The sequence below is a fragment of the Paenibacillus sp. GSMTC-2017 genome, assembly GCF_016019935.1.
GTDB lineage: Bacteria > Bacillota > Bacilli > Paenibacillales > Paenibacillaceae > Pristimantibacillus.
Map to the genome: position 1 here is coordinate 345,762 of NZ_JAECMT010000003.1, position 12,752 is coordinate 358,513.

General features: G+C 39.7%; 11 protein-coding genes. All 11 read left to right on the top strand.

Translation table 11 applies throughout. The features are described from left to right. Positions 1-53 precede the first annotated feature (53 nt). The 11 genes from I6N90_RS13570 (at position 54) to I6N90_RS13620 (ending at position 12,745) form a co-directional block, all read left to right on the top strand. Complete coding sequence (locus I6N90_RS13570; protein WP_197936148.1) at positions 54-599, top strand: histidine phosphatase family protein; 546 nt, start codon at positions 54-56, stop codon at positions 597-599. After that, entirely contained in the window at positions 592-1,371 is a 780-nt protein-coding gene (locus I6N90_RS13575) for a hypothetical protein (protein WP_197936149.1), read from the top strand. The genes I6N90_RS13570 and I6N90_RS13575 overlap by 8 nt, the downstream gene beginning before the upstream one ends. A gap of 66 nt (positions 1,372-1,437) precedes the next feature. Further along, positions 1,438-3,057, top strand: coding sequence for an ABC transporter substrate-binding protein (locus I6N90_RS13580; RefSeq protein ID WP_232242983.1), 1,620 nt, complete (start codon positions 1,438-1,440; stop codon positions 3,055-3,057). A gap of 91 nt (positions 3,058-3,148) precedes the next feature. Continuing rightward, positions 3,149-4,159 (top strand): ABC transporter substrate-binding protein, encoded by a 1,011-nt coding sequence (locus I6N90_RS13585; RefSeq protein ID WP_197936151.1) that lies wholly within the window; start codon positions 3,149-3,151, stop codon positions 4,157-4,159. 153 nt (positions 4,160-4,312) lie between these two features. Next, positions 4,313-5,365, top strand: a complete 1,053-nt coding sequence (locus tag I6N90_RS13590) for a hypothetical protein (protein ID WP_197936152.1) — start codon at positions 4,313-4,315, stop codon at positions 5,363-5,365. Between the two features lie 109 nt (positions 5,366-5,474). Next, a complete protein-coding gene (locus tag I6N90_RS13595) occupies positions 5,475-6,530 on the top strand; it encodes a serine hydrolase domain-containing protein (RefSeq protein WP_197936153.1) in 1,056 nt (351 codons plus the stop codon). Positions 6,531-6,587: 57 nt separating this feature from the next. Then, entirely contained in the window at positions 6,588-7,043 is a 456-nt protein-coding gene (locus I6N90_RS13600; protein WP_197936154.1) for a RidA family protein, read from the top strand. 144 nt (positions 7,044-7,187) lie between these two features. Beyond that, entirely contained in the window at positions 7,188-7,592 is a 405-nt protein-coding gene (locus I6N90_RS13605; protein WP_332262464.1) for a dienelactone hydrolase family protein, read from the top strand. A gap of 193 nt (positions 7,593-7,785) precedes the next feature. Then, the gene (locus tag I6N90_RS13610) at positions 7,786-8,772 is read left to right on the top strand and encodes an ABC transporter substrate-binding protein (protein WP_197936155.1); all 987 of its coding nucleotides are present in this window, start codon (positions 7,786-7,788) and stop codon (positions 8,770-8,772) included. Positions 8,773-8,988: 216 nt separating this feature from the next. Further along, positions 8,989-10,986, top strand: a complete 1,998-nt coding sequence (locus I6N90_RS13615; RefSeq protein ID WP_197936156.1) for a serine hydrolase — start codon at positions 8,989-8,991, stop codon at positions 10,984-10,986. A gap of 133 nt (positions 10,987-11,119) precedes the next feature. Further along, on the top strand, positions 11,120-12,745 hold the full coding sequence (locus tag I6N90_RS13620; protein WP_197936157.1) for a helix-turn-helix domain-containing protein: 1,626 nt from the start codon (positions 11,120-11,122) through the stop codon (positions 12,743-12,745). Positions 12,746-12,752: the final 7 nt, after the last annotated feature.

A 12,752-nucleotide genomic window follows, 5' to 3' on the forward strand; every position in this document is an offset into this window, starting at 1 on the left:
TAAGCAAGAGTAAAAAGATCATAGGTTTATTTATCAATAGGGGAGGCTATATCATGATTTATGTGGTCAGACACGGGCAAACAGACTTGAACAAAGAAGGAAGGCTTCAAGGAAGACAAGGCTTACCTCTAAATGAAAGTGGTATAGAGCAAGCCGAACTTTTGAAAGAAGAGTTTAAATCGATCACATTTAATTATGTATTTTCTTCTCCACAAGAAAGAGCTATTCAAACAGCAGAATTAGCAACGGGTATAAAAGCAATTGTGGAGCATAGACTAGACGTCTTTGATTTAGGTGAAGCAGATGGATTAAAAAGAGAAGAAGTGAAGTTAGCAGGGGTTGTTCCAGATTCTAGCGTATATAAGGGCGTTGAAGAAATACCAACTTTCATGCAGCGAGTGTTTGCATTTATGAAAGAGCTTGAGGATAAGTATGACTCAAGTAATGTTACTATTTTGTTATCCGGACATAGATGTACGACAGGTTGTATTGGTGCATATTTCGAAGGAATACCTGAAGATGGAAACTTGTTAAAGCTTTCATTAGATAACGGGAAATTCAAAGGATACACGTTCAATTCGGTACAAGTACATGAATAAGCTAACTATTATATTGAAATTAATGGTTATGTTGTGTCTTCTAACTAGTTGCAAAGGTACAAATGATGAACAGGTGGAAGTAAATGAAGGGTTCCAGGTAACAGCTAACTATTATCAGCTTAATGGCGAATTACCCACTCAATTGTTCCCAAATGCTGATGCAAAGCTAATAGCTGACTGGGAGACTCTATTAGCAGATGCCAAATTAATAAGTGCTTCAATTAGCAGTAAACATTATAAATGGTCTGATGCCGATAACACGTATGTCGCAGCAGGAATTAATGAGATGCAAGATGAATCATTTGGGTATATTGTTCATAACTACGCTTTCGTTGCTGAGACGAAAGGGGAAAATGGTGAAGATCAGCTAGTTGTTTTTGGTTCATTTGAGCATAATTTCAATATGGATAAACTTCCCTCTAATGCTTCGAGTTTAGGATATTCTATTGCATTTAATACCAAGGATGCTATATTAAGTAAGTCTTCAATACTACACTATTTAAACAAAGATGATACGATTCCAGTCGCAGCTGTTTTCTCCGGCATTGGTTGGGAGAACGGGATGAATAACGATGATTTTCCGAGTAGTGGTACTTTCTCTATGAAAATACATGAAAATAAATTGGAAGACTACAGGGCCACTATATTTTCGAGACTAGATGTGAAATTTCACTCTCAAAATCAAGAACAGCTACATTATCGTTTTAATGGATCGCAACTAGATACATTAGGAAAAGCTGATGTTATTATAACTAGTGAAACGAAAAGCTAGTGGAAATAAAGTACCATACACACAATTTCGTTTAACATCATCGTACGGAAAGAGAGAACTATGACTATGAGCTCTATTGAATTTAATGAAATACGTCAGCCGGTTCATTCATTTTATATGCCTGTTCGTATAATGGGACTCGATAATGATAGATTAGGTAATGATCGAGTCGTAAAACAATCCTTTCATCGTATTCTGATCGTATGGAGCGGTGATGGGTTGCTTTTTGTCAACGAAGAGCAGCATGAAGTAGCTCGTGGGAGCGTGTTTTTATGTGATGCTGCTTCGCAACTAGAACTGAAGTTAAAGTCACGTTCTCCTCTTAAAGGGGTACTAATTGAATATTGCAACCTAAACATAGATGGCTACCAATCGAGTATTTTAAAATATCCAGTGCCGCTGCAACGCTGTTCGCTTGGCATATTGAGACTTGCTGGTGAACTAGAAAATGTATGGAGAGAGCCAGAATTGAGTGGTCCCTTCAGATCACAACAGCTATTTATTGAACTGCTCACTGAGCTTTATCAATTTATACTAACGAAACAACAACCGTCCAAGGATTGGCTAAATGAAGTTTGTAGTTACATGGAGAATCATTACAATGAGGACCTGACAAGGGAGCAGCTCGCTGAACTAGCAAGTGTAAGCCCAGAACATTTGTCACGTACATTTCGGAAACATACAGGACGAACGTTTAATGCCTATCTAACTCTAATTAGGATACGTAATGCTCAGAGTCGCATACTGACTGGGGCACCAGATTTGAATACGTTAGCACACGAGGTAGGCTACAAGGAAGGTTTTTATTTAAGTCGCAAATTTAAAGAAACGGTCGGTTTATCACCGACAGCCTATCGACGTGCTGACAAAAGGATCGTTTCTCTAAATCTTAATCATACAGCGAGCTTAATAGCGCTAGGTGTTGTTCCGGAGCTTGGTGTTTATACGTCTTGGCTAGAGCAAGTCATGCAAAGGGACAATATGATCATTGGTAAAAAGTTCAACCCGTATGGACATACCGCTTCAACCTATTATGATGGAATTGTCGCTGTAAACCCGGATGTCATTATTAGTTACATCAAGGAAGAAGAGAATAAAAGTCTGCTTCCAATTGCACCAGTATTAGAACTACCTTTTATGACGATGAGTTGGCGTGAACAATTTCATATGATCGCTCATATCGTAAACAAACAGCAGCAGGCAGAGGTATGGCTGGAAAACTATGACGCACAGGTTGTGAAAGGAAACAATCGTTTGGATCAGACGCTTGGCAGTCGTGGAACAGCAATTGTGTGGGAAATTGGTCAACATAAAGCATATTGTTTCAACAACAGTCATGGGAGAGGCTCTCAAGTGCTCTATGATGATCTCGGCTTTCGACTGCCTTCGGAATTGCTTGATCAAGGTATAGCTACGAGTGGTTATATTGAAGTTGACTTCGAGTCTATGGCGAACTATTCAGCCACACACATCTTTATTACAGCCATGCCGACCTCTCCAGAAGGACAAGAGCGGATCAATCGGTTATTTCGATCTGCAAACTGGCTGAAGCTAGAAGCGGTTAATCATAATCGGGTTTATCTCTTGAATGAAGATGAGGTGTTCTGGGGCTACGATCCTATATCTTCTCAAGCACAGCTTCAAGTATTACTACAGGCGCTAATACCAGATCATAAATTTGCATGAAGGAACATCACTTTTAGGTATAGTATTTTTCCCTCTTTCACTGTAGAGTGAACTGATAATGATTATCGTTATTAAATGAGGAGGATTACTATTGTTTACTAGAAGAAAACAAGAAGGCAGAAGTCGTGTATCATTTATCGTATTAACTTTATTATTGATCGTTGCTATCATCTCCGGGTGTGGAGCGCCAGCGACGAATAACAAAGAGGGAGTTAAGGGTAACGCTACGGTAGAACCGAGCCCTACAGCAACAACCGAAGCACCAGCGGAGGAAACAAAACAATTCAAAACAATTAAAACGATTAACGGTGATATTGAAGTTCCAGTTAACCCGATACGAATCGTTGCTGAAGAATATTTAGGTACGCTAATCGCACTGGGTGTTGTACCTGTAGGTGCGCCTGGGTTAACGATCAAAAACTACTATTTTAAAGAAGCGCTTGCGAAGGTTGCTGATATCGGCGATTACTCGAAACCGTCCATAGAAAATATAATCGCGCTTAGTCCTGACCTCATTCTAACTGGAGTGCAAGACAATTACGCTCAGCTTAGCAAAATTGCTCCTACAGTCGTCATTCCATATGGTGATCTAAAAAATACACATGATGAACTTACGTATTTCGGAACTTTGTTTAATAAAGAAGCAGAAGCAAAAGCATGGCTTGCGCAATTTGATGAGCGAATTGCCGCTGCTAAAGCAAAAGTAGATGCTGTCATTCCAGCTGATGCAACGTTTACGATTTTTGAAGATGGAGGAAAACAAACGTGGGCATATGGAGATAACTTCGGCCGAGGTGGACAACCTATTTATCAAGCTTTAGGCCGTAAACCGCCTACAGAAGTCGCAGCTGAAATTATGGAGAAACAGTGGGCCGAAATTACGGCTGAATTACTTCCGAAGTACGCTGGCGACTATCTTATTGTCACGTCGAATACACGCACGGTAGAAGATTTTAAAGCTGATCCGATCTGGGGAAGCCTGCCTGCAGTGAAAAACGGAAATATTTATGTGTGGAAAGAAGAAGTTTCCTGGTATTACGATCCACTAGCCGTACTTGCTCAAACGGAAGAATTGACAGAATGGCTTACTACTAAAAAATAAATTGTCAAAATAAGAGCGTTCCTTAGCTACAATCGCACAACTATGTGTGATTGTAGCTGGAACGCTCTTTTTACGTTATGAGAATAAGTTGCCTAACAACCGAACGTTTGAGGGATATAACGCATAATTTTAATAAATAGTAGAGTGGGATTAATGAAGCGGTTATTGTATCTTAAATTGGAGCGGAGAGATGACGTGATTATTATTAACAGCTCGAATCGTCACGACTATAAGTGGCTTTCTAACATAGAAGGGCATACAACGAGATTGAAGATAGAAGATGAAAGCTATTCTATATGTGATGCATATTTAATTTGGAGTTCTGACGACTCCGAGCAAGAAGTTACGCTCAAGACGGAGAATGCCGAAGCAAAAGTTAATTCTACTAAAGGATATGAAAGTAAACAAGCAGGCCAATACGCTCATATTAAGAACGTGCTAGCATTTGTACGTGATCATTCGAATGAAACGTATGTGCTGGATATCCATACTAGATGGCATTTAATTGTTGTCTATAGTTCACCATTTCTTTCAGTAAGTCATGTGTCTCTCTATATTCCAAAGCTATTTGAACAGGGACAGAGGGATGTTTGGAAGCCTTGGTTAAAAAGTTTGCCGATCAATCATTTAGATTTACCATGGTCAGCAAATGTACATGTTCTCGGAGCGGATCTAAATTCAATCGATATGGATACTAACCTCATATTGGAAGAAAATAGCATTCATGAACGTAACTATGAAACGATTCAGAATCAATTTCCAAGTCCTATCATTATCGCGCAAAAAATTAATTTACCCGAAACTAAAATGCGTTTAGAACACACAGTTGACATTGAGAAAATTAAGGTAGGAGATATCGTAACGATCACTACAAAGATTACTAATGTTAGTAAAGTAATTGCAGGTCCAGTCCAATACCGCTCAACGTTACCGCAGCGAACGACACTTCTACCTAATAGTTTCAGCCTAAATCGGACAGCGATTCCAATGGGAGTCGATGGCTTTAATTGTATTACTGTTTATTTAAGACATATGCCTGAAGGTGATGTCATTATAGTTGTCTATAAGATTTACATTCAAGCGGAATCATCTACTGAACTTTTTACAAGTAGTACACTGGACTACAACTTTTCTCCGGCATTAAACAATTGGCTTGTCGGTAACCAGCCGAGCAATATAGTAAAACTTACATTTTTGGATGGGTAGCCGAATGAATATAAGCATAGTAGAAAAGGTTTATAGGTAAATTTTATCATTAATAGTAATGGCTATATGCTAAAATGGTGATGAGAATATTAGATTAGGAGATCGTGATATGCAAAAAGAGATTTTGGCATTGTTCAATCTGTATGCAGAAGAGCACAGCTTTTCCGGTGCTGGGTTAGTAAAAAAAGGTGACGATATAATATGTGCAAACGCATATGGTTTAGCACATAGAGGGTTCAAAGTACCTAATGAAATAAATACGATGTTTGATACGGCTTCCGTTACGAAGCTGTTTACAGCAGTAGCTATATTGCAGCTCGTTGATAAAGGGTTGGTTAATCTAGATGATCGAGTTACCAATATTATTGATCTATCTGGTACTCAAATTCCAACGGACGTTACCGTTCGACATTTACTTACTCATACTTCTGGTATTGCTGATGATGCAGATGAAGAGGATGGAGAAAGCTATGAAGAATTATTTATAAACAAGCCTAACTACTCCATTCGAAATTGTATAGATTTTATTCCGCAGTTTGCTTATAAGGAACCTAAATTTAATGCGGGGACGAAAGTCAGCTACAATAACTGTGCTTTTGTATTGCTTGGACTTGTAATTGAAAAAGTGAGCAAAAACAGGTATAGAGATTATGTTACGGAGCATATATTCCGTATTTGTGATATGCAAAACACTTCGTTTAGCGCAAAAGACGATGCTGATACGCGAGTAGCAGAAGGTTATTCTGCAAGTACAAACGAAAGAAATGAAGTGATATGGAAGAAAAATATATATTCTTTCCCGCCGATCGGAACATCTGATGGAGGAGCCTTTACTACAGTAGGTGACCTTGATCTATTTATACGTGCATTAATTAGTGGAAAACTGTTGTCTCAAGAGATGACAACTGAAATGATAAAGCCTCAAACAACCATAGAGCAGAAATACGACTGGGGAAAAATAGTAAATGGATATGGCTTTCATTTTAGTTACAATAAATCGGACAAGCTGATTCGAATGTATAAGGAAGGTTCAAACGCGGGTGTGGCCGTCATGTTTGCTTATTACCCCGAAATAGATACAACTAGTATTATTTTGGCTAATCAAACGTGTAATGTATGGGAACTACACCGGAAGGTTGAACAACACTTACTCGCTGGAAGCTGATGATTTTGAAAGGTTATTGAAGGCTATTAAACGACTATTAAATGGAGGGTAACATACGTGGGAGAATCCATTGAAAACAGATTAAAGCAATTAGGTATTGAGCTACCAGATGCTAGTGGACCAGCAGCTAAATATGCTAATTACGTAATAACGGGAAATCTACTATTCGTTTCTGGTAAAGGTCCATCAGGCAATCCAAAGGGTAAATTAGGACGTGAATTTACAACGGAGGAAGGCTACCAGTATGCGAGGTTAGCAGCTATAGAGGTACTCGCAGTAGTGAAGGATGCACTTGGTAGCTTAGATCAAGTGAGTAGAGTAGTTAGAGCACAAGGACTAGTAAACGCCGATCCAGAATTTGAAGAACACCATAAAGTGTTAAATGGTTTCTCGGATCTTATGAACGATGTATTTGGCGAAAAGGGTCTCCATGCCCGATCAGTGATGGGAGCGAATTCACTAAGAGAAAATCTTCCGATAGTTATTGAATCTGTTTTTGAGATTAAAAGCTAAAGGAGCGGTTGTGATGCCTATTATCTATCAAAAGTTTAGTGAAGAGGATTCCCAGCTTACTAGGCTTGGTTATCAATTGTTTGTGCCATTGTTGCTCCTCAATGTCCTGCCGATTCGAACTGGCCTACGGAGCGAGATAAGGTTATTGCTTTATTAGATCAAATTGAGTCAGACTATCCTGTTGATTTATCTCACATCTATGTGACTGGCTTCAGCTTGGGAGGCAATGGTGCTTGGGATCTAGCAGCCTATCACTCTGTGCGATTTGCGGCAGTTGCTCCATTAGCAGGGTGGTTTCAGCCCGAATTAGCACATCTGCTGAAAGATATCCCCGTTTGGGCTTTTCATGGCGCTGATGATGATATTAACCCAGTAACGAGTACGATAGATATGGTTACTGCCTTGCAAGAAGCTGGTGGGCATATTAAAAGTACAATATACCCTCCAGGACTAAGGCATGAAATTATGCAAGAAACGTACAAGGGAGAAGAGCTCTTTAATTGGTTTCTTCAATTTAATCGACAAAAGGCTAGGGATAACTTTTCTTAAGTTACCCTAGCCTTTTTCTATGTACCATATAATCCTACACTGCTCTTGGTAAGTTACGTCCTTATGGTTTGTACAAAAGTTTTAGAACTATTTTTTTTGTCCATTGTAACATCGCAAAATATTGCGTACGATACTTATTGATAATGATAAACATTATCAATAACAGGATGATGATTTTAAAGGGGAGAGTTAAATGGTTAAAGTAAAAAAGGTAAGTCAGCTTCTGATTGTCATTGCACTAACAAGTGCGTTGTTGGTTGCTTGTGGCAACCCATCGAACAACGCAGCAGAGAAAGCAGTGCCGACAAAAGAAACTGTTGAACTAGCAACAGCCGAGCCAGAGAAAACCGAGTCTGCAACCCAATTGTATAAAGATTGGAGTGGGCATGAAGTTAATATTCCTACTAACCCACAGCGCGTTATATTTCATGGTGAAGTAACAGGTGATATTTTCGCGCTTGGTGTAACACCAGTAGGCGTATTGAAACAATCTGGCACATCGTATGATGAGCTGTTAAAGCCTATTGAAGATGTTGGATTCCCAATTAACTTGGAGAAGTCTTTAGGGCTTAAACCAGATTTAATTATATTCTCAAATAGCGATGCCGATCAATATGAAAAGCTCACCAAAATTGCTCCAACCGTAACATACGATTCCTTCTCCCCGCTGAAGGATCGTTTGACTGAACTTGGCGTTATATTAGGCAAAGAGACTGAAGCGGCAGCTTGGCTACAAAAATATCATACGGATCGAGATGCTATGTGGGCTGAACTGCGCAAAGAAGAAGTGAAAGAAAATGAGACTGCAACTGTATTTACGATGTATCCTGGCAATCGACTATTTGTAATGGCAGGGGCAGGATTGCCACAGTTTTTGTATGAAGAGGGTGGCTTCAAACCGGTTGCAGGCGTGCAAAAACTGATCGATGAAGCAACAGGGTTTCTTGAAATATCAACCGAAACGATTGGTGATTACGCAGGAGATCGCATCTTTATTTTGAATCCGACCGACGCTAGCGCAGAAGAAGAAACGGAAGCGATGATGAAAACAAGTTTATGGAGCAGTCTTCCAGCGGTGGAGAAGGGTTATGTTTACAATTTTGATATTGAAAAAGCTAGCGGAGATGCATTAGCAAGAACATGGATGCTTGAGGAATTGCCCAAAGCTCTTAATAAGTAATCATAAAATAATTTGAAGATAAGCTAGTGCCATGAATTATCTGGTACTAGCTTTTTTATTCGAAGTCGTCCATTTAGGTTTAGATATCCAAAAATGGAAATACCCAACCAAAGTCTAGGGCAACATACAGTCTCAAGTCTATATTGGTCATTTGTTAGCTGTGATAATCTTAGTGAGATTCACAAAATAATCCAATTATAGATAGGAGAGTATGGAATGAAGAGAAGATCTCGCATGACGGCGATGCTGCTTGCAGTGGCGGTTGCTGTTTCAGTCGCTTTTGTGCCAAATGAAAGTATTCAGGCAGCCGCATCCCAGGGACCCAAAGATGCAGCGGAAGTGAAGAAATTCGCAGATGCTTTTTTTAACCGACCTGATGTGAAAAAGAATTTAGTTGGTAGTGCGTTTGTAGTAGTTGGAGACGGCAAAGTTTTGTTGAATGAAGGATATGGTTATGCAGATGTAGAGAGTAAATCCCCTGTTGAACCAAATAAAACGATGTTCAGAATGGCTTCTATCTCTAAGGTGTTCACAGCATCTGCTGTCATGCAGTTGGTAGAGGAGGGTAAGATCGATCTAGACAAGGATGTCCATACTTACCTGAGCGATTTCACAATACCGAATAAAACAGATAGTAAATTAACGATGAGACATCTTCTAACACACTCTACTGGCTTTGATTATACCGATATATTGACTGACTCCACGGCAACAACTACTGATTATCCTCTAAAAAAGTACCTACAAGATTACAAACCTACAATTATTCGTGAGCCAGGCTCAGCATACCGTTATGATAATTTGGCTTCAGCCTTGCAAGGTTTAATTGTTCAAGAAGTTGCTGATAAACCATTCGAGGAAGTTATTCAAGAACGTATATTTGAACCGCTGGGTATGGAAAATAGTGACTTTCACATGAGCGATAAAGTACGCGAACAGTTAGCTACAGGTTACGATGGTGTAGGCAAGCCGTTGCCTCAATACGATAACACTCCAACTATCGCCCCTGAGGGAGGCATGTTCGCTACAAGTACTGATATTAGCCAATACATGCTTGCTCATTTGAACGGCGGAGAACTTAATGGTAAGCGTATATTGAAGGAAGATACCGTCAAACTCATGAATAAGACACATATAGGTATTCATCCTGAGATATCAAATATGGGTTTGGGTTTTGAAATGTTTTTCCCTGAGTTTTATAATGGCCAATACGTCATAGGTAAAGGTGGCGATTTACCAGGTGCTCACTCATGGATGTGGCTAATTCCCGAACATAATGTTGGTGGATTTATTGTGTCGAATAACGATAGCTCCGACATACGAACGAAGTTGTTCGAAGCCTTTATGGATCACTATTTCCCTACTCCAGATAAAGAACGTGAGGTTTTATCGCTCACCAAAGCACAGCTATCTAAATATGAAGGTCAATACAGCTACTTGCGCATGCCCGTATTTCATATGAGTGTAGAAGCAAACGAAGGCTTTTTGACCGTAAAAGGCCCGTCAAACTCTAAAAAGTTAAAGCCAGTAGGCGACAATCTGTTTCAAGATGAGGACGGTAAGTTAGCTGCTTTCAAAACGAATAAGTCGGGAGAAATCGTACATTTTTCATATATATTCCCCGACGCTTGGCTCGAAAAGCTTCCAGAACTGCCGAAGTTTGGCGATGTGCCACAAAACCATCCTTATGCTGATGCGATCTACTCTCTTCGTAATTCAGGTGCTCTCTTAGAACCGACTGCACAATTGTTTGAACCGGATCATACGGTGACACGCGGTGAATTTGCAACACAATTGTTTCGTTTAACAGGTGTAAAGAATACTCATATGCCAGCCACTTTTACAGATACGAAAGGACATAAGTATGAAGCGGAAATACAAACATTAGTTGAAATAGGCATCATAAACGGTACTTCGAGCAACCGATTTGAACCTGACCGAATTATAAGTCGTGAGGAATCTGCAGTTATTCTCTATCGGTTCGCACAAAAAATTATGGGAGCACCTCCCGTTCCGGCTAAGCTTAGCGCTCCAGTTTCACCTTGGGCTGAGGAGGGAGTTCAATTCGCTGTCGGTCTCGGTTTGTATGGTCCTGAGGTGATAATAAGTGATGCAGGTGCTGATTATCGCGCAGGTGATAGCTTAGTACGCAAAGAAGTAGCTATCCTACTTAGTAAATACGCGGCAATTCTTTCTGGATCAGTTGGATTGTAAAGCTGACATCAGGAGATTAAATGAAGAAGAAGCTATTCGGCGAAAGTTGATTAGCTTCTTTTTTTCAACTATAATCATCTAAATGAGATTCATTATCAATTGTAAAAGGATAGGGAGAGGAGGTCGAGCAGCGATGCAGGCTACAGGTGTACAAGCAGAACAACTACATACGTTATCTTTTCATATGCAAAGTGTAGAGCAAGTAACCATTAAGGCAGATAATGCCGCGAGCGAAAAAATGTCAAGCTGCTATACATTACTAGTATGTAGCAATGGAAATGGAAAGTTGTATTTGAAAGATGAAGTACTGTTATTTGATAGATTCAGCTCTTATTTATTGCCTCCCTACACTTATTTTCAATTTAAAAGCAGCAATCAAAAGGTCGTCTCTTACTATAAAATTCATTTCGTTATTACACAAATAAGTGAACCAAGTCCCCCTAGACCTTTTCAGGCGGAACTTTTTCCGACTATAAGTGAACTGAAGGTACACCCTGTTTCAGAAATGCTAGAAATGACAGAAAAGATTTATAGGAATGGATGGAAACAAAAAGGGCTATCCTTTTTTGGGCAAAATGTAATGTTTCTTCAGATGATTCATTTTATTATGAGTCATCATATCCAATCAGATGAAAGAGCAAATGCTATTCAAGCAGTAGAAGGAAGCATTCGGTATTTGCAAGAAAACTATGCTGACAAAATAACGGTAAGTATGTTGGAATCTCTTTCAGGCGTACCGAATGGACAGTATTCTACCATTTTTAAGGAACTAACAGGTATGAAGCCATTAGATTACGTAACGGATCTTCGAATAAAGCATGCACAACATCTACTACTCCAGTCGAAGGAATCGCTGAGTCATATTGCGAAACAAGTCGGGTTTACGGATGAATATTATTTTAATCGTAAATTTCGCCAGATGACAGGTTTACCACCGAGGCAATATGCTGTGAGAATGAAGGGGAGCATTCGTATTAATGATTGGAAAGGTAACGAGGTGACCATGGCTTCAAGTCCGTCACGCGTTATTTTTTATGGAGAGACGGTCGAAGACTTGCTTGCACTTGGTATTCAACCAATAGGTGGGGGAATATGTGTGGGTGAACGTCAGTTTGACTTTGATTCTGCGGAGTTGTTAAAGCCGGATTTAATTATTTTGGACAATGAAAGTCAAGAGGATTATGAGCGATTTTCACAAATTGCTCCTACATTGACGTATAATTCATTCGCTTCAATTGAAGCAAGGCTTTCTCTACTGGGGCGATGGTTTGGTAAAGAGAAGGAAGCCGATGAGTGGATAGAGGATTACCGCAGACGCAAAGATATGATGTGGCAGGGACTGAGCTCCACGATAAGAAAAGGAGAGACGGCGACTGTATTTATTTATCATCGCGGTAAGCAGTTATTCGTCATGGGTAACGTTGGATTAACATCCGTGCTCTATCATCCGAATGGCTTCGAACCTGTCCGTCTCGTTAAGGAAATGTTGAATGAAGAATTACCTTATAAGGAAATAACAAGGGATGACCTTCCAAACTACGCTGGTGATCGTGTATTTATGTTAACCCCGAGTAGTCCGAGCTCAAGAGATGCTTTAGAAGAAACATTATCAAGTTCGGAGTGGCAACAACTTGAATCGGTTAAGAAGGGACTTGTTTATCAGATTGATGTACTGAACTGGAACTGTTATGATGCGAACACATTTAGTAAAGTTATAGATAAGCTTCCTCGTTTACTTCAATTAGGTATTACTGAATGAGTGAGTG